The 17,665-nt window shown below is 70.8% G+C and carries 17 protein-coding genes; 13 read left to right on the forward strand and 4 right to left on the reverse strand.

Annotated features, from left to right (window positions below):
* Positions 1–109: 109 nt before the first annotated feature.
* Positions 110–283, reverse strand: coding sequence for a hypothetical protein (locus I3F58_RS04700; RefSeq protein ID WP_240106902.1), 174 nt, complete (start codon positions 281–283; stop codon positions 110–112).
* Between the two features lie 363 nt (positions 284–646).
* Here I3F58_RS04700 and I3F58_RS04705 point away from each other — a divergent pair, with 363 nt between their 5' ends.
* From I3F58_RS04705 to I3F58_RS04720, 4 genes are all read left to right on the forward strand, one after another.
* Positions 647–1,300, forward strand: a complete 654-nt coding sequence (locus I3F58_RS04705; protein ID WP_240106903.1) for a response regulator transcription factor — start codon at positions 647–649, stop codon at positions 1,298–1,300.
* A gap of 4 nt (positions 1,301–1,304) precedes the next feature.
* A complete protein-coding gene (locus I3F58_RS04710) occupies positions 1,305–2,537 on the forward strand; it encodes a HAMP domain-containing sensor histidine kinase (RefSeq protein ID WP_240106904.1) in 1,233 nt (410 codons plus the stop codon).
* Positions 2,538–2,929: 392 nt separating this feature from the next.
* Positions 2,930–3,226: a DUF4193 domain-containing protein gene (locus I3F58_RS04715; RefSeq protein WP_010471668.1), complete on the forward strand. Its 297-nt coding sequence runs from the start codon at positions 2,930–2,932 to the stop codon at positions 3,224–3,226.
* Between the two features lie 897 nt (positions 3,227–4,123).
* A complete protein-coding gene (locus I3F58_RS04720; protein ID WP_374207900.1) occupies positions 4,124–4,816 on the forward strand; it encodes a hypothetical protein in 693 nt (230 codons plus the stop codon).
* A 512-nt stretch (positions 4,817–5,328) separates the two neighbouring features.
* Here I3F58_RS04720 and I3F58_RS04725 read toward each other — a convergent pair.
* Positions 5,329–5,826, reverse strand: a complete 498-nt coding sequence (locus tag I3F58_RS04725) for a DUF3093 domain-containing protein (protein WP_240106906.1) — start codon at positions 5,824–5,826, stop codon at positions 5,329–5,331.
* Between the two features lie 59 nt (positions 5,827–5,885).
* Here I3F58_RS04725 and I3F58_RS04730 point away from each other — a divergent pair, with 59 nt between their 5' ends.
* From I3F58_RS04730 to I3F58_RS04755, 6 genes are all read left to right on the forward strand, one after another.
* Positions 5,886–6,461, forward strand: a complete 576-nt coding sequence (locus tag I3F58_RS04730; protein ID WP_374207901.1) for a PaaI family thioesterase — start codon at positions 5,886–5,888, stop codon at positions 6,459–6,461.
* On the forward strand, positions 6,461–6,985 hold the full coding sequence (gene dut / locus I3F58_RS04735) for a dUTP diphosphatase (RefSeq protein ID WP_240106907.1): 525 nt from the start codon (positions 6,461–6,463) through the stop codon (positions 6,983–6,985). Before I3F58_RS04730 ends, dut begins: the two co-directional genes overlap by 1 nt.
* 1 nt (position 6,986) lies before the next feature.
* Complete coding sequence (locus I3F58_RS04740; RefSeq protein WP_240106908.1) at positions 6,987–7,769, forward strand: DUF3710 domain-containing protein; 783 nt, start codon at positions 6,987–6,989, stop codon at positions 7,767–7,769.
* A gap of 169 nt (positions 7,770–7,938) precedes the next feature.
* Positions 7,939–8,628, forward strand: a complete 690-nt coding sequence (locus I3F58_RS04745; protein WP_240106909.1) for a response regulator — start codon at positions 7,939–7,941, stop codon at positions 8,626–8,628.
* A 198-nt stretch (positions 8,629–8,826) separates the two neighbouring features.
* Complete coding sequence (locus tag I3F58_RS04750) at positions 8,827–9,234, forward strand: OB-fold nucleic acid binding domain-containing protein (RefSeq protein ID WP_240106910.1); 408 nt, start codon at positions 8,827–8,829, stop codon at positions 9,232–9,234.
* A gap of 3 nt (positions 9,235–9,237) precedes the next feature.
* Positions 9,238–10,050, forward strand: coding sequence for a DUF3159 domain-containing protein (locus I3F58_RS04755; RefSeq protein ID WP_240106911.1), 813 nt, complete (start codon positions 9,238–9,240; stop codon positions 10,048–10,050).
* A 273-nt stretch (positions 10,051–10,323) separates the two neighbouring features.
* On the opposite strand, the gene I3F58_RS04760 is transcribed toward I3F58_RS04755, so the two are convergent.
* On the reverse strand, positions 10,324–10,986 hold the full coding sequence (locus tag I3F58_RS04760) for a TrkA family potassium uptake protein (RefSeq protein WP_240106912.1): 663 nt from the start codon (positions 10,984–10,986) through the stop codon (positions 10,324–10,326).
* The gene (locus I3F58_RS04765) at positions 10,986–11,666 is read right to left on the reverse strand and encodes a TrkA family potassium uptake protein (RefSeq protein WP_240106913.1); all 681 of its coding nucleotides are present in this window, start codon (positions 11,664–11,666) and stop codon (positions 10,986–10,988) included. Before I3F58_RS04765 ends, I3F58_RS04760 begins: the two co-directional genes overlap by 1 nt.
* 145 nt (positions 11,667–11,811) lie before the next feature.
* On the opposite strand from I3F58_RS04765, the gene I3F58_RS04770 reads away from it, so the two are divergent.
* The 3 genes from I3F58_RS04770 to I3F58_RS04780 all read left to right on the forward strand — a co-directional run bounded on the left by I3F58_RS04770 (position 11,812) and on the right by I3F58_RS04780 (position 17,329).
* On the forward strand, positions 11,812–13,140 hold the full coding sequence (locus I3F58_RS04770) for a class I SAM-dependent RNA methyltransferase (protein WP_240106914.1): 1,329 nt from the start codon (positions 11,812–11,814) through the stop codon (positions 13,138–13,140).
* A 363-nt stretch (positions 13,141–13,503) separates the two neighbouring features.
* On the forward strand, positions 13,504–15,492 hold the full coding sequence (locus tag I3F58_RS04775; RefSeq protein ID WP_240106915.1) for a serine/threonine-protein kinase: 1,989 nt from the start codon (positions 13,504–13,506) through the stop codon (positions 15,490–15,492).
* Positions 15,493–16,166: 674 nt separating this feature from the next.
* Positions 16,167–17,329 (forward strand): IS3 family transposase gene (locus I3F58_RS04780; RefSeq protein ID WP_240106916.1). Its coding sequence is split into 2 segments (ribosomal slippage): positions 16,167–16,451 and positions 16,454–17,329, totalling 1,161 coding nucleotides; the frame shifts between segments, so codons are not numbered across the junction.
* The last annotated feature ends 336 nt before the right edge of the window (positions 17,330–17,665 follow it).

Consider the following 17,665-nt stretch of genomic DNA (forward strand, 5'->3'; position numbering starts at 1 on the left):
CGAGCGTCTACGTGATCTACTCACCACCTGAAACCAAGTGGTGTTGCGACGACCCCTGGAACCCAAGCAGGGGACGCCGGGGCCCTCAGAGCGCAGCGGGTGCTCCGCGTCAGACGGCGGTGGGGGAGACCTCCACGCCATGCTCGACGGCCAGGCGTCGGAGGTCCTCCAGCTCGGCCTCCTCGACATCGGCCAGGAAGTCGTCTCCCGATTCGCGAGCGCGCCTCAGGTCACTCTCCGTGGCCCTTATGCGCTGCAGCAGTCCTGCGGTGAAAGCGTCCATGGTGCGCCCCCTCGTCATGGGTCAGCGGCACGGGGGTGTGCCGAGGGTGGGTCCGATCACGCACAGCGCCTGACGCTTCTCCGCACAACGCCTGACGGACTCCGGGGACAGAGCGGCCCGTGGCGTGCCACACACAGGGCGTGATCTCGGGTGTGCAGTCGTCCTCCCCCGCACCACCCTCAGAGAAACCTCAGAAGACCGGGTGTGTCGGGATCCCGGGGGTCGCCCCGCGGCCCCACGAGTCGCCCGCGGGCCGCCTTACAGCGGGTTTACTGGCATTGGGGGCAGGATGGGCGCCGCACCGCCGATCCTGTCGGTGTCGAAGATCTGCCCGTATCCGGGCTCGGAGGAAGGAACAGCGCCGTGCGCGTACTCGTCGTCGAGGACGAGCAACTGCTCGCCGATGCGGTGGCGACCGGACTGCGCCGGGAGGCCATGGCCGTCGACGTCGTGTACGACGGGGCCGCCGCCCTGGAGCGCATCGGCGTCAACGACTACGACGTGGTCGTCCTGGACCGTGACCTGCCGCTCGTCCACGGTGACGACGTGTGCCGCCGGATCGTCGAGCTGGGCATGGCCACCCGTGTGCTGATGCTCACCGCGTCCGGCGACGTCAGCGACCGCGTGGAGGGCCTGGAGCTGGGCGCCGACGACTACTTGCCCAAGCCGTTCGCGTTCAGCGAGCTGATCGCGCGCGTGCGGGCCCTGGGGCGGCGTACGACGACGGCGCTTCCCCCCGTCCTGGAGCGCGCGGGCATCAGGCTCGACCCGAACCGGCGCGAGGTGTTCCGCGACGGCAGGGAGGTGCAGCTGGCGCCGAAGGAGTTCGCCGTGCTGGAGGTGCTCATGCGCAGCGAGGGCGCTGTGGTCTCCGCCGAGCAGCTCCTGGAGAAGGCGTGGGACGAGAACACCGATCCGTTCACCAACGTCGTCCGCGTCACGGTGATGACGCTGCGCCGCAAGCTCGGAGAGCCCCCGGTGATCGTCACCGTGCCCGGCTCCGGCTACCGGATCTGATCCCGTGGCGGGCAACTCCGCGCCGCGTCCGGCGCCCCCGAAACCGACCTGGGACCCCCGGATCCCGGCCCGGCCCCTGCTGCGGCCCACGATCCGGATACGGCTCACCCTGCTGTACGGCGGCATGTTCCTGATCGCCGGCATCCTGCTGCTGACGATCATCTATCTGCTGACCGCGCAGGCCCTGAGCAGCGCAGGCCTGCCCTTCCGGGTCATCAGCGGCGTCGTCCAGGGCACGACTCCCTGGTGTTCGCTCCCTCCGGACGGCTCCACCGGCGAGCAGCTCCACGAGGCCGTCTCGGCCTGCCTCCAGAAGCAGCGCAACCTGGCTCTGGAGGATCTGCTGCGGCGCTCGCTCTTCGCGCTGCTCGGTCTCAGCATCATCGCCTTCGCCTTCGGCTTCGCCATGGCCGGGCGTGTGCTGTCGCCTCTCGGACGGATCACCCGTACCGCTCGCCAGGTGGCCGGCTCCGACCTGAGCCGCCGTATCGAGCTGGACGGGCCGGACGACGAGCTGAAGGAGCTGGCGGACACCTTCGACGACATGCTGGAGCGGCTGGAGCGGGCCTTCACCGCCCAGCAGCGGTTCGTCGCCAACGCCTCGCACGAGCTGCGCACCCCGCTGGCGATCAACCGCACTCTCCTGGAGGTGCACCTCTCCGACCCGGACGCCCCCGTCGAGCTGCGCGAGCTGGGCAAGACGCTGCTCGCCACCAACGAGCGCAGCGAGCAGCTGGTGGAGGGCCTGCTGCTGCTCGCCCGCAGTGACAACCAGATCATCGAGCGCAAGCCCGTGGACCTCGCGGAGGTGGCCTCCCGTGCCATCGACCAGGTACGGGCCGAGGCCGAGGACAAGGGTGTGGAGCTGCGCGTGCGGACCGAGCCGACCGTGGTCCAGGGCAACGGCGTCCTGCTGGAGCGGATCGCCCTGAACCTGGCGCAGAACGCCGTCCGCTACAACGTCCAGGAGGGCGGGTGGACGGAGGTCACCACGGGCGTGGAGCACGGCCAGGCGGTGCTGGTGGTGGCGAACACGGGGCCGGTCGTTCCCGCCTACGAGATCGACAACCTCTTCGAGCCCTTCCGGCGGCTGCGACAGGAGCGCACCGGCAGCGACAAGGGCGTGGGCCTCGGGCTGTCCATCGCACGGTCGGTCGCGCGGGCTCACGGAGGCCACATCAGCGCGGAGCCGCGCGCGGGTGGCGGCCTTGTGATGCGCGTCACGCTGCCCCGGTGACACCGGCTCGGAGGGTACGGCTGTTCGCTGTACGCGGAATTTTTCCGCGGCGCTGACCCTGGTTCCCTGTGTGATCGCTCACAGCGACTTACTTCCGGTCACTTACCATGGGTGATCGAGTTTCGACCAGGAAAACTGGGAAAAGTCCGAGTTTTTGCGGGTCGAGATAACGGGAAGTACACGGGGTGGTGCCTGTGAAGCGCGCGATCTCGACCGTGTACGGTCCCGTTCGCCACCCAAACCGGATCACTCGTGAGGGGCCCGGTTGGGTGTCGATTGAGTAACAGACCTTGATGTGAGGCAAAATCTCCGCCTCAGGTCGGGCACAAGTCCGGCCTCTCACGCGTTACGTGCGCTGGAGACACCGCAAACACCCAGAGGGGGAGAGTGACATGGCTACGGACTACGACACCCCACGCAAGACCGATGACGACGTCGACCAGGACAGTCTCGAAGAACTCAAGGCCCGGCGGAACGACAAGTCGACCTCCGCGGTCGACGTCGACGAGTTCGAGGCCGCAGAGGGTCTGGAGCTGCCTGGCGCCGACCTCTCCAACGAGGAGCTGGCGGTCCGGGTCCTCCCGAAGCAGGCCGACGAGTTCACCTGCATGAGCTGCTTCCTGGTGCACCACCGCAGCCAGCTCGCCCGGGAGAAGAACGGCCAGCCGATCTGCCGGGACTGCGACTGAGGCCGGTCGGCCGTGGCAGGTGACACCCCGCACCGGAAACGGCGCTTCCGGCTCCCCGCTAGGCCGGAGGCACCTCACCAGGGCGGTACGGGCCCGGCACAGGGCGCCCACGAGGCGCCCGCCGAGCACTCCGCAGCCCTGCCCTCCCCTGAAGCGCGTGACCCCGAGCGAGGCCGACCGGCCTCGCTCGCGTCAGATCGGGCCCCTTCCCCGGACCCGGCCGACGCCGCCACCGGACGCCCGAGCCGGCGGCCCGCGCGCCGCCACCGGGGCCGAGAGACGGATTCCGAGCCGGCCGGAACCCCTGACGGGCAGACCGGGACGCCTCCACGCCGCCACGGCGGTGAGCAGACCGGCATCGGCAGCTCCACCCCCGAGTCCGGTCGCTTCCGCGACGGCGAGGACGCCCGAGACGCGAACGGAGCCGGACCCGTCGGGCGGACCGCCAGGCCCGCGAGGCGGCGCGGAGCCGACGAGGACCGCCAGATCGAGCGCGCCGCCCCCGAAACCACCGAGGCCCCCGAGCAGGGGGCTGATCAGGCTGCCGGACGCGACGAGCGTCGACACCGCGCGGGGGACGAAGCCCCCTTCGGGCACCCCGCTCCGGAGAGCACCGGCCGCACCCATGAGACGGCTGACGGGCCCGAGCCACCCGACGGGAGCGCCGCGCACCGCCCCGGCGGCGGGGACGGGCCGGATGATCCTTCCACCGCTGGGGTCGCCCCTGCTCGCGACCAGGGCGGGCACCGCACCCGCGAAGCCCCTGGCGGGCCCGGGGGAGAGACCGGCCGTGCCCCGCGTGACGCCGTCGGCCGGCCCGGTGGCCGCGGCCGCCTGTCACGGCGGGCCCGGAGCCGTACGAGTGGGGCGAATGCCGTTCGGGCCGCACGTGCGCGTGTGCGCGCGGTGGAGGCGGTCCGCCGGAGCGTGCGGAAGAGCGGCCGGGGCGCGCGGGTGGGGGTCGGCTATCTGGCCGACAGGATCATGGAGAACGCCCCGCGCATCCCGGTGCGGGACCTGGCCACCCTCCGCCGCCAGTTCCCCGGCCTCGGCCCGGAGGAGCTCGCGGACAAACTGATCGCGGGCGCGGCCGGCGCCACCGCGACCGTGGGCGCCGGTGTCGGCGCTGCCGCCATGCTGCCCGTACCGCCCGCGATCCCCGCCGAACTGGCCGCGGAGATCACCGGCGTCGCCGCGATCGAACTCAAGCTCATCGCGGAACTCCACGAGGTCTACGGACTGCGCCCGCCCGGTACGCTGCGGCAGCGCGCGATGGCGTGTCTGACCTCCTGGACGGAGGAGCGCGGCATCGACGTCACCAAGCCCACCAGCGTGACCGGGGCCTTCGGCGGCAGGATGAGGCGCGAGCTGCACCAGCAGATCATGAAGCGAACAGTTCGGAACCTGCCGAGCCTGACGCCGTTCCTGATGGGAGCGGCGGTCGGAGCGGTCATGAACCGGCGGGACACCCGTCGGCTGGCCGAACGCATCCGGAGCGATCTGCGGGCCCGGCGGGTGCCGTGGGACGCACTGCCGCCACTGCCGCCGCTGGAGCAGCCCGCGCGTCCGCTGGAGTCGCTGGGCCCGTAGTGCTCGGGTTCCTCCGGCGGTCTCCCCTCCGCCCCCGGCGTTCGAGGAGGAGCACCGTTCGAGCACGGCAGCGGGGAGCCCGGAGGCAGCCCCCGGTGTCCGCGAGGGGCGGGGGAGAGCGCCGGACAGGAGCCCGGGCCGTGTCCGGCGTACCGGCCGCAGGGCCCGGCACCCCGCACCGCCGGGCCTCTGCCGCGCTCGGGGCGGCCCGGGAGCGCCGGATGCGCCGTCGCCGCGGAGGCCGATGCTCCGGCCGACGCCCATCTCCGCCGCACACCCGCAGGCACCGGATCCGCTCACCGGCGGTCGGAGCGCACCCGGCCCGGAGCCGGCATGAGCGGCCGGAACGGACACGGTCGACCAGCAGCCGTCCGCCGTGAACGGTCAGCCGGGCGTTATGGGGGGGACACGAAGACCTCCCTGCGGTGCAGTCCCAGACAGCTCCACCACACCGGAGGTCGTCGCCGTGATCAAGCACCAGCGAGTGTCGGCAACGCTCGTGATCAATACACCTAGGCGGCGTCCCCGAGCCCCCGCAGCGCCGCCGCCAGGGCCTCCGGGTCGCGGGTTGACACGTACACGTATGGTGTCGGGTCGTCCGGGTCCGTGACCGGGACCCGCACCGCCGTCGGGACGTAGCTGCGCATCAGCATGTACGCCCGCGGGTCCGCCTTGTGCGTCCGCCAGGCGCGGGCCTCCTCCGCGTCCAGCGCCTCGGGCTCGCCCAGCGCCGCCGCCGGGATCCGCGCGTCACCCGCGACCAGTGATCCCGCCACCACCCGCACGCGCGCGGAGCCGTACGAACTCACCCCGGCCGCCGCGAGCGCACCCGTCACGATCACCGCCGCCAGCATCGGCACCGGGCCGAGCGGGAGCGCCACCAGCCCGCCGGAGACGCCCAGCAGCGCGGCGATCACCCACCACGCGCGCGGAGCGGTGAGCCGCTCGTCGTACGAGGCGGAGGACGGCGCGGAGGACGCCGGGGCCGGGGCACGGTCGGAAGGCTGCATGGATCCAAGCTTGGCACGGTGCGCCCAAGTCCCCTCCGCGCGGGTAAGGTCTGGTGGCTGTGAGCACCTCACTGACGCCTCCCGACGACGCCGCACCGCCGGTACGGCACCCCGACGCGCCCGCACCGGGCGAGCTGCTCGGGTCCCACTACGCCCACTGCTTCGGCTGTGGCGGCGCCCAGCCGCACGGTCTCCACCTGGAGGCCCGGGCGGGCGAGGGCGTCACCGTCACCGCCGAGTTCACCGTCACGCCCGATCATCAGGGCGCTCCCGGCCTCGCCCACGGCGGCGTCCTCGCCACGGCACTCGACGAGACCCTGGGCTCGCTGAACTGGCTGCTGCGGGTCATCGCGGTGACCGGCAGGCTGGAGACCGACTTCGCGCGTCCCGTGCCGGTGGGTTCCGTGCTCCACCTGGAGGCCGCGGTCACCGCCGTGGACGGCCGCAAGATCTACTCCACGGCCACCGGCCGGATCGGCGGCCCCGACGGGCCGGTCGCCGTCCGCGCCGACGCACTCTTCATCGAGGTCAAGATCGACCACTTCATCGACAACGGGCGCCCGGAGGAGATCCAGGCAGCCATGGCCGACCCCGACCAGGTCCGGCGCACCCGCGCCTTCGAGGTGAATCCCTGATGTCCCTGACTCCCCGCAGCCCCGTCGACGTGCTGATCCGCCGCCTGGATCCGGAGACGCCGCTTCCCGGCTACGCCCATCCCGGCGACGCGGGGGCCGACCTCGTCACGACCGAGGCGGCCGAGCTCGCACCGGGAGAACGCGCCATTCTTCCCACCGGAGTGTCGATCGCCCTCCCGGACGGGTACGCGGCCTTCGTACATCCGCGCTCCGGACTGGCCGCCCGCTGCGGGGTCGCCCTGGTGAATGCCCCGGGGACGGTCGATGCCGGGTACCGTGGAGAGATCAAGGTGATCGTGGTCAACCTGGACCCACGCGAGAGCGTACGGTTCGAGCGGTTCGACCGGATCGCCCAGCTGGTCGTCCAGAAGGTCGAGAAGGTCCGCTTCCACGAGGTCGCGGAGCTTCCCGGCTCGGCACGGGCCGAGGGGGGCTTCGGGTCCACTGGTGGCCACGCCGCCGCGGACGACCGGCCGGGTGGGAACCAATACGCTGCGGTCGTATCCGACCGGGAAGGACAGTGACGTGTTCGGACGTCGCAAGAAGAGCAGTGCCGCGGACACCGCGGCGAGCGAGGCCGAGCAGGTCGTCGACGCGGTCGACACCGAGGACGAGGAGGCGGCTGAGGACGACGCCGCGCCGCGCCGGGTGAACCTGCCGCCGGCGCCCCGCCCCGACGGCCCCTGGGACGTCTCCGAGGTCGCCAAGCCCGGCGAGGGCCGGGTCGACCTGGGCGGCGTGTTCGTGCCCGGCGTCGAGGGCATGGAGCTGCGTGTCGAGGTCGCCGGTGACGCGATCGTCGCCGCCACCGTGGTGCTCAGCGACAGCGCGATCCAGCTCCAGGCGTTCGCAGCCCCCAAGAACGAGGGCATCTGGGGCGAGGTCCGTGACGAGATCGCCTCCGGCATCACCCAGCAGGGCGGTGTCATCGACGAGGTCGAGGGCCCCCTGGGCTGGGAGCTGAGGGCTCAGGTCCCGGTCCAGCTGCCCGACGGAACGGGCGGTGTGCAGTTGGTGCGCTTCGTCGGTGTGGACGGCCCGCGCTGGTTCCTGCGGGGTGTGATCTCCGGCCAGGGCGCAGTGCAGCCGCAGGCGGCGGGCCTGCTGGAGCAGATCTTCCGCGACACGGTCGTGGTCCGCGGCGACGGCCCGATGGCCCCCCGGGACCCGCTCGTCCTGAAGCTGCCGAACGACGCCCAGATGGTGCCCGAGGGCATCCAGCCGGACGGGCAGGGCGGCGGCGCCTCCCGTTTCTCCGGCGACATGGGCCAGCTTCAGCGGGGCCCGGAGATCACCGAGGTCCGCTGAGCCCCCGGCACCGGGCGGACACCCGGGGCGCCTGCCCCGGGTGTCAGAATCCTGTCAAAACGGCCACGGGACCCGCACCTCTGTCCGATACGGCCGGATCTCCGGCCGTAAGGTCGACGCAGCGCGACCAGCGGCGCGCGCAAGGTACCGACAGAAAGCAGGCCGGCCCATGACGCGGGTGCTCGTGGTCGATGACGAACCGCAGATCGTACGCGCCCTCGTGATCAACCTGAAGGCTCGCAGATACGAGGTCGACGCCGCACCCGACGGGGCGACCGCGCTCGACATGGCCGTCAACCGTCATCCCGACGTGGTCATCCTCGACCTGGGCCTGCCCGACATGGACGGCGTGGACGTCATCCGGGGCCTGCGCGGCTGGACCCGTATCCCCATCCTGGTGCTCTCCGCCCGGCACACCTCCGACGAGAAGGTCGAGGCGCTGGACGCGGGCGCCGACGACTACGTCACCAAGCCGTTCGGCATGGACGAGCTGCTGGCCCGCCTGAGGGCCGCCGTCCGCCGGGCCGAACCGGTCGGCGGGTCCACAGAGGACGAGCTGGTCGTCGTCGACACGGAGGCGTTCACCGTCGACCTCGCGGCGAAGAAGGTCCACCGGGACGGCAAGGACGTCCGGCTCACTCCCACCGAGTGGCACCTGCTGGAGGTCCTCGTCCGCAACTGCGGCCGACTGGTGAGCCAGAAGCAGCTGCTCCAGGAGGTCTGGGGCCCGTCCTACGGCACGGAGACCAACTACCTCCGTGTGTACATGGCCCAGCTCCGCCGCAAGCTGGAGAACGACCCGGCACACCCGAAGCACTTCGTCACGGAGCCGGGGATGGGCTACCGCTTCGAGCGGTGAGACGCGGTGCCGGGGCCGGCCGCGGGCGGGGTGCCCCGCGGCACGGAACCGGGGACGGGCCCTCGCGTCGAGCGGTCGGATTCAAGCCCATCCGGAGACCGGGACGGAGCCTTGGGGAACACACCCCCCGCGACCACCCGGCCGTCGGGGCACGACCAGCGCCGATCAGGTGAAGGGTGTGGCCGGTACCCTTTCGGTATGAGTGCCGCACCGCGTACCGGCAGGCCACCCGCACCCCGCGGACGCCTGCGCCGCCTGCTGGACCGGTTGTCCGGCCCGCAGGACGGGCAGGAGCCGGACCGGCTCCCGGACCACGAGGAGCCCACGGACTGCACCCGTATCTCGGACTGCGGCGACCGTCAGATCGTCAAGGTCACTGGTACCTTGCGCACGGTCACCCTGCGCCCACGGGCCGGCGTCCCCGCGCTGGAGGCGGAACTCTTCGACGGCACCGCCCCGCTGGACGTGGTGTGGCTTGGCCGGCGTTCGATCGTTGGCATAGAGCCGGGCCGTGGCCTCACCGCCTCGGGCCGGATCTGCATCAGCCAGGGCCGAAGGGTCCTCTTCAATCCGAAATACGAACTCCGACCGCTCGGACAGGAGTAGCCGGTGACGCCACTCGACAGGCCGACCACCGAACAGGACGGCGCGGACCGCGCCCGCCAGCAGGGCCCAGCGGGCCACGGGACCAGCCCGGAGGGACCCGACCAGGACAAGGACGCCAAGGCGGTGACCGAGGCCGCGCTCTTCGACGCCTTCGGCGGACTGCGCGGCATGGTGGAGACGGTCCTGCCCGGCCTCCTCTTCGTCACGATCTTCACGATCAACAAGGACCTGCACATCTCGGCCCTCGCCGCGCTCGGCGTGTCCGTACTGCTCGTCCTGGTCCGGCTGATCCGCCGGGACACCGTGAAGCACGCGTTCAGCGGCGTCTTCGGCGTGGCCTTCGGTGTGGTCTTCGCGATGATGACCGGCAACGCGAAGGACTTCTACCTGCCAGGCATGCTCTACACGCTGGGCCTGGCCATCGCGTACATCGCCACCACCCTCGCGGGCGCCCCGCTCATCGGGCTGATCCTGGGCCCGATCTTCAAGGAGAACCTCTCCTGGCGCACCCGCAACCCCGGCCGCAAGAAGGCGTACGCCAAGGCCAGCTGGGCCTGGGGCCTGATCCTGCTGGCCAAGTGCGCGATCCTCTTCCCGCTCTACTGGTGGGCCGACACCACACAGCTCGGCTGGGTGCTGGTCGCGCTGAAGATCCCGCCGTTCCTGCTGGCCGTCTACCTGACCTGGGTGTTCCTCGCCAAGGCGCCGCCGCCGATCGACGTGTTCGCGGAGATGGAGGCGGCCGAGCGGGCCGAACAGGAGAAGGAGGCGGCCGAGGCCGCGCGCGCGGTGCCACCGCGCGAACGGGAGGCCTGAGCCCCGGGGGCCGTGCCTCGCCCTTCCGGTCCGGTACGGCTCCGAGGGCTGTGGCCCCGGATCGCGTGAGGCTGCGGGGGACCGGACCCCGGGGTGCCGCACGGCTCGGACAGGTGCGCTCCTCGATCCCGTAAGGCCCGGACGGGCGGGCCGCCCGCCCCCGTACGGCTCCGAAGAGCGCCACACCCGTGTCCGGGCCGAGGACCGGAAGCCCGCCCGTCGGCCGTGCCACGGCGGGGCCCCGCCCCACCTCCGTGCCGGAGGAGCCCGCCCCTACCGTCGTACCGACAGCAGCTCCTCCAGCTGCTCCTCCCGGGCCTGGGCGGCGACGAAGAGCAGTTCGTCGCCCGGCTCCAGGGTTTCGTCCGGGCTCGGCGTCAGTACGCGCGGGCCACGGATGATCGTCACCAGCGAGGTGTCCTGCGGCCAGGCCACCTCGCCGATCCGCGTACCGGCCAAGGCGGACTCCGGCGGCAGGGTCAGCTCGACGAGGTTCGCGTCGCCATGGCTGAAGCGCAGCAGCCGCACCAGGTCACCGACGCTCACCGCCTCCTCCACCAGCGCCGACATCAGCCGCGGCGTCGACACGGCCACGTCCACGCCCCACGCCTCGTTGAACAGCCACTCGTTCTTGGGGTTGTTCACCCGTGCGACGACCCGGGGCACCCCGTACTCGGTCTTGGCCAGCAGCGACACGACCAGGTTCACCTTGTCGTCCCCGGTCGCCGCGATGACCACGTTGCAGCGCTCCAGCACCGCCTCGTCCAGCGACGTGATCTCGCAGGCGTCGGCCAGCAGCCACTCCGCCATCGGCACGCGCTCCACCGAGATGGCCGTCGGCGCCTTGTCGATCAGCAGTACCTCGTGACCGTTCTCCAGCAGCTCACCGGCGATGGACCGGCCCACCGCGCCCGCGCCCGCGATCGCGACCCGCATCAGCGGCCTCCGTCCCGTTCCGGTTGCCCCGGCCCGCGGTCGAACGCCGCCTCGACCCGCTCGACCTCGTCCGTCCGCATCATCACGTGCACCAGATCACCTTCCTGCAGCACCGTCTGGGAGGTCGGCAGGACGGCTTCGCCCAGCCGGGTCAGAAACGCGACCCGCACCCCCGTCTCCTCCTGGAGCCTGCTCACCTTGTGGCCGATCCAGGCGGTCGACGTGTGCACCTCCGCGAGCTGCACCCCGCCGCTCGGATCCCGCCACAGCGGCTCGGCGCCCGAGGGCAGCAGCCGGCGCAGCATCTGGTCGGCGGTCCACCGGACCGTGGCGACCGTCGGGATGCCCAGCCGCTGGTACACCTCGGCACGGCGGGGGTCGTAGATCCGGGCCGCGACGTTCTCGATGCCGAACATCTCGCGGGCCACCCGGGCCGCGATGATGTTGGAGTTGTCACCGCTGCTGACCGCGGCGAACGCCCCGGCCTCCTCGATGCCCGCCTCACGCAGGGTGTCCTGGTCGAAGCCCACCCCGGTCACCCGGCGCCCGCCGAAGCCGGACCCCAGCCGGCGGAAGGCCGTGGGGTCCTGGTCGATGACGGCGATGGTGTGCCCCTGCCGCTCCAGGGCCTGCGCGAGGGCCGCGCCGACGCGCCCGCACCCCATGATCACAATGTGCACGCTGCCCTACCCCGTACTCCCGCTGCCAGTGGTCACCGTCAGGCATGAGCTTATGCCCCGAACCCCTCTCTGCAGGGACGTAGACTGGTGGGCTGTCGCGGCTTCACGGCCGCTCACCCCCTAGACCCTCTGGAGTCACCCCGCCATGCCGAACGCACCCGAGTCCTCGCTGGTCGGGGAGGAGTACGAGGTCGAGGTCGGCCCCGTCGCGCATGGCGGCCACTGCATCGCCCGCACAGCGGAGGGCCGCGTCCTGTTCGTCCGGCACACGCTGCCGGGCGAGCGGGTGGTCGCCCGTGTCACGGAGGGAGACGAGGGCTCCCGCTTCCTGCGCGCCGACGCGGTCAGGATCCTGGAGCCGTCCAAGGACCGCATCGACGCACCCTGCCGCTTCGCGGGCCCGGGCCGCTGCGGCGGCTGCGACTGGCAGCACGCCAAGCCGGGCGCGCAGCGCCGCCTGAAGGCCGAGGTGATCGAGGAGCAGCTGCGCCGCCTCGCGGGCCTGACCCCGGAGGAGGCCGGCTGGGACGGCACGGTGGTCCCGGCGGAGGGCGACAAGCTCCCGGCGGGCGACGTGCCGCAGTGGCGTACGCGCGTCCAGTACGCGATCGACCCCGGAGGCCGGGTGGGCCTGCGCCGCCACCGCTCGCACGAGGTGGAACCGGTCGACCACTGCATGATCGCCGCGCAGGGTGTGACCGAGCTGGGCATCGAGAAGCGCCAGTGGCCCGGTATGGCGACGGTCGAGGCGATCGCGGCGACGGGCTCGCAGGACCGCCAGGTGATCCTGACCCCGAAGCCGGGTGCCCGCCTCCCCCTGGTCGAGCTCGACCGGCCGGTCTCCGTCCTCCGCGTCCACGAGAAGGACGGCAGCATCCACCGCGTCCACGGCCGCCCGTTCGTCCGCGAGCGCGCCGACGACCGTACCTACCGGGTCGGCAACGGCGGCTTCTGGCAGGTCCACCCGAAGGCCGCCGACACCCTGGTCCGCGCGGTCATGCAGGGCCTGCTCCCGCGCAAGGGCGACACCGCGCTGGACCTCTACTGTGGCGTCGGCCTCTTCGCCGGGGCCCTCGCGGACCGCGTCGGCGAGAAGGGCGCGGTCCTGGGCATCGAGTCCGGCAAGCGCGCGGTCCAGGACGCCCGCCACAACCTGGAGGGCTTCCCACGCGTCCGCATCGAGCAGGGCAAGGTCGAGTCGGCCCTGCCCCGCACTGGCATCACCGAGGTCGACCTCGTCGTCCTGGACCCGCCCCGCGCAGGCGCCGGCAAGCAGACCGTCCACCACCTGTCCACCCTCGGCGCCCGCCGCATCGCCTACGTCGCCTGCGACCCGGCCGCCCTGGCCCGCGACCTCGCCTACTTCCGCGAGGCGGGCTACCGGCCCCGTACGCTGCGGGCTTTCGATCTGTTCCCGATGACCCACCACGTGGAGTGTGTCGCCATCCTCGAACCGGCCGCAAAGGGCTCCTGACCTGCGGTTTTACCCGTGCGCATTATGTGCGTTGTGGGCGTTACGGGCGATATCTTGACGCTGAAATGACGCTCGTGACGCTCATTTGACGCTCGTTCTGATGGGGCGTCAGTGGATTGTCGAGGAGGGCCGGTCCGCGGCGCGCACCGATGAACAGACGCGCTGCGGCGAAAGCGATGGAGCACGGCGAGCGAGGCTCGTCGGCTCCGTTTCGCTCTCGTGCGCTCGATGAGGAAGCGTTGCCGTCCATTGCCTGAGAAGGCAGTGCCTATCGCCTCGACGCGCGGCTAATATCCAGATCTCAGGTACCGGCATGCGTCCGGCCTCTGGCCTGCTGCACGTCTGAAGGAGATCGGAAGCCCGGTGAGCAGTGCTCGTTCTGGTGGGCGGGTGCTGGCTGCCCACCCCGGTGACCCCAAGCGCGTCGGCCCCTACCGGATCATCGGGCGCCTCGGCTCAGGGGGCATGGGCACGGTGTACGCCGGCCTCGACGCCGCCGGTCTACGGGTCGCGGTCAAGGTCGTCCATCCTGCCCAGGCGGACGACGCGGAGTTCCGGGCGCGCTTCCGTCGAGAAGTGCAGCTCTCCGCCCGTGTCCAGGGCCCCTGCCTCATACCTCTGATCGCGGCTGACGCCGAAGCGCCGTCACCGTGGCTGGCCACTGCCTATGCCCCAGGGCTCACCCTCGATCGGTACATCGCCGCGCACGGGCCGCTGGCCGGTGGAACCCTCTACGCCTTTGCTGCGGGCACAGCCCAGGCTCTCGCAGCCATTCACGCGGCGGGTGTCGTCCACCGGGACGTCAAGCCGCAGAACGTCATCCTGACCCCGGTCGGTCCCCGAGTCCTGGACTTCGGCATCGCTCATGCCGCCGACGGCACATCCGTGACGCGCACCGGCATTCTGACCGGCACCCCAGGCTGGATCAGCCCTGAGCACTACCGCACCGGTACGACGGGTCCCGAGGGCGACATGTTCGTCTGGGGGGCCCTTATAGCCTTCGCAGCCACCGGTTGTGCGCCCTTCGGCGGGGGAGCCCCCGACGCGGTCGCCTACCGGGTCATGTCCGAGGATCCTGATCTGCGTGGCCTTCCCGGCGAACTCCACGCCGTCGTGAGCAGCGCTCTCGCCAAGGAGCCGGGGGACCGAGTCACCGCGTGGGACGCCGCCGAGACATGTGTCGCCCTCCTCGCAGCACAGGCCACACAGGTCGCGCCGCCCGGTGCGGAACCGACACTGGTGGGCGATCTCGTCGCTGCCCAGTGGGCTGTTCCCACTCTGGACGACCCGAACTGGATACGTCCTGCCCGTTCCAGCAGACGACTCGTCGGCATCGCGGCGGTGGTGGGCACTGTCATAGGTGGCCTGGCGGGTGGAGCGCTGGCCCTGCAGCCCGACAAGACGGAGACGACTTCGACGAGTTCCCGCCCTCCCGCCAGCGCATCCCCCAGCCAGACCGCCACCATGCCGGCTTCCGCTTCACCCGCAGCGAGCTCCCAGGCTGTGGTGGAAGCCGCGTCATCCCCTACTCCTGCGAACGCGGATGAGGCGACGATCGCCACGTGGCGTGCGGCCCGTCGAGCCAAGGGGGAGGCGGAGATCGAGACCGAGGCCGCACTCGGACACGACCTCAGCTACGGCATGGGCGAGGAGTACAACTACAGCGGTCAGTACGACGTGGGCTACGCCCCGGCCCAGAGAGAGCTCTACATAGCCATCAGCGGTCCGGCCATGGAGTCTCGCGTCGTGCAGGGAGTGGCCAAGAACGCCTGCCTCACCTTGCGCATGATGGCGGGCATCTACAAGTCCCTTCCGTACGACGAGTACGTCCTGGTCGACAACACCACGTCCACGGCGCCGGCGATCGTGTGGGAGGACGACTTCCGCGCCAACACCGGCTGCATCACGCAGACCATCGACCGCACCGCCGCCGACCCCGGGCAGGAGCCGAGCTGGCACCCCACCGAAGAAGGACTGGCCGCGGCCCAGATTCCCAGCGTCGACAAGCGCGAAATCAGAGTGGCAACCGAGGCGGTCCACCAGCTCTTTGTCGACTGGAACGCCAACTCCCGTCTGTTCGAAGACCCCCGCTATATCAGCGACGAGAACACCAGCATCGGCTTCGCTCCGCACGAAGGCGTGATGTACGTGTGGGCCGCGAAGCCCGAGTGGGACCAGAGCACGCGAGAGGAGTGGGCAGAGGCCGCCGCCAGCGTGGCCTGCCGGACTGTTCTCGCGGAATCTCGCGCGGGGCAGGGATGGGGCTACGCGCAGCACGCCGTGGCGGTCCTCGACGGCGCTGGAGGTACGGAGTTCCTTCGCTGGGGCACGGCCGGTAGCTGCACGAGCTGACCTTCCCTCGGCCCTCCATGGTTGCGTCCGGTGGAGGTCAGCCGAAGGCGACGTTTGTAGAAGCCGAACGCAGGACCTTGGGCCTGCCAGCCCAGCGAGTGCACCCCGCTGGGCTGCCCATGAGGTTCGGTGACGTTCTAACCGGAGCCCTACACCCTTTGATGTGCCGCGCAGTTTCGCTGCCGAGTGCTTAGAAGGCGCTGGGTGGGTGGGGGAGTGGGGTGGCTCTGACCTGCACGGACGTCCTGTGTGGCTGATGGGCAACGAAAAGTTCAGCCGTTTTCGGGACGGCAGCGAGGGGTGCGCGCTCCGAGGGGCGATGGGCCCCCGGCCTCAGCTGCGCTGCGTTGGGATGCTCGGGTTGGTGTGCGGGGCCATGCGACTGTTGCTCAACATCCCGTTGTGCCGGCCCCGCAGGTGGCGGAGGAGGAGGGTTGCCGTGAGGTCTCCAACGGGCATGTTGGACTCGAATGCGGCCTGGCAGTTCTCGTCAGCCCCATCACGGGCTTGCGTGCAACGCTATGATCGGTTGATCGCGCAATATCCGGCATGTCTGCCAGAGGAGGCATGTTGTTGCATCAGCCCGTTCACTCCTCCAATCTCCGGGGTCTGCCGCACGATCGGGTGACATCTGAAGTGGCTTGCCTTGTTGGGCAGGTGGGAAGGATGTCGCTGTGCCGAAGCCTTGTCCGGAAGAGTTCCGCCAGGACGTCGTGCGGGTTGCGCGGAAGGTTGGTCCGGGTGTGACGGTCGAGCAGGTCGCCACCGATGTCGGGGTTCATCCGATGACGTTGTGGAAGTGGATGCGCCGGGCGGACATCGACGACGGCTCCAGGCCGGGTACGTCCAGTCGGGAGAGCGTGGAGCTGCGGGAGGCACGTGGGCGGATCAAGCTGCTGGAGCAGGAGAACGAGGTCCTGCGGCGGGCCGCGGCCTATCTGTCGCAGGCGCATCTGCCGGGAAAAGGATCTACCCGCTCGTGAAGGAGCTGGCCGGGGACGGGGTGCCCGTCGCGGAGGCGTGCCGGGTGCTGAAGCTCGCGAGGCAGCCTTACGACCGCTGGCTCGACAAGCCGGTGGCCGAGGCCGTCCTCGCCCAGGGGTATCGGGCGAACGTGCTTTTCGACGCTCACCGCGAGGACCTGGAGTTCGGCTACCGGTTCCTGGCCGATGAAGCACGCGATGCCGGGGTGTCGATGGGGGACCGGACGGCGTGGCGGATCTGCCGGGACAACCGCTGGTGGAGCGTGTTCGGCAAGAGACGCGGCCGCGGCGGTAAAACCGGCCCGCCGGTCCACGACGATCTCGTCCGTCGTGACTTCACCGCGAGCGGCCCGAACCGGCTGTGGCTCGCCGACATCACCGAGCACGCCACGGGTGAGGGGAAGCTGTACCTCTGCGCGATCAAGGATGTCTTCAGCAACAGGATCGTGGGCTACTCCATCGACGCGCGGATGAAGTCCCGCCTGGCCGTGACCGCCCTGGAAACCGCCGTGGCCCGGCGCGAATACGTCGACGGGTGCATCCTGCACACCGATCGCGGATCGCAGTTCCGGTCCCGGAAGTTCGTCCGGGCACTCGACCGCCACCGGATGGCCGGATCGATAGGGAGAGTCGGGGCAGCCGGCGACAACGCGGCCATGGAGTTCTTCTTCAGCCTGTTGCAGAAGAACGTCCTCGACCGCCGCAGCTGGACCACCCGCGAGGAGCTGCGGATCGCCATCGTGACCTGGATCGAGCGGACCTACCACCGACGCCGCCGACAAGCCGCACTCGGCCGCCTGACCCCCGTCGAATACGAGACCGTCAAGACCACACCGGCCCTCCAGGCCGCGTGACCGAACCTGTCACCCGAACCTGCACCAGACCCGAAGGACACCTGACCTGGGGTTTTGTGGGTGGGCTTGATGCGCGGTGTGGGCGTTACGGGCGATATTCTGACGCTGAGATGACGCTCAGTTGACACTTTTTCTGATGGGCAGTCAGAATGCCGTTGGGGGGGAGGGTCGGACCGCAGTGCTCCGTCTTGCTCCTGCGCTCTCGAAGGAGAGGCGTTGCCGTCCATTGCCTGAGAAGGCAGTGCCTATCGCCTCGACGCGCGGCTAATATCCGGCTTTGGCCGGACTCCACATCGCGGACATCCTCCTCTGGTCCGCCCGCAGGTCCAAACGAAA

It is taken from the genome of Streptomyces sp. MUM 203J, assembly GCF_022414595.1.
GTDB lineage: Bacteria > Actinomycetota > Actinomycetes > Streptomycetales > Streptomycetaceae > Streptomyces.

Coding starts and splice junctions, on each gene's coding strand:
- I3F58_RS04700 (WP_240106902.1), bottom strand. CDS start 283: ATGGACGCTTTCACCGCAGGACTGCTGCAGCGCATAAGGGCCACGGAG.
- I3F58_RS04715 (WP_010471668.1), top strand. CDS start 2,930: ATGGCTACGGACTACGACACCCCACGCAAGACCGATGACGACGTCGAC.
- I3F58_RS04725 (WP_240106906.1), bottom strand. CDS start 5,826: ATGCAGCCTTCCGACCGTGCCCCGGCCCCGGCGTCCTCCGCGCCGTCC.
- dut (WP_240106907.1), top strand. CDS start 6,461: ATGTCCCTGACTCCCCGCAGCCCCGTCGACGTGCTGATCCGCCGCCTG.
- I3F58_RS04745 (WP_240106909.1), top strand. CDS start 7,939: ATGACGCGGGTGCTCGTGGTCGATGACGAACCGCAGATCGTACGCGCC.
- I3F58_RS04750 (WP_240106910.1), top strand. CDS start 8,827: ATGAGTGCCGCACCGCGTACCGGCAGGCCACCCGCACCCCGCGGACGC.
- I3F58_RS04760 (WP_240106912.1), bottom strand. CDS start 10,986: ATGCGGGTCGCGATCGCGGGCGCGGGCGCGGTGGGCCGGTCCATCGCC.
- I3F58_RS04770 (WP_240106914.1), top strand. CDS start 11,812: ATGCCGAACGCACCCGAGTCCTCGCTGGTCGGGGAGGAGTACGAGGTC.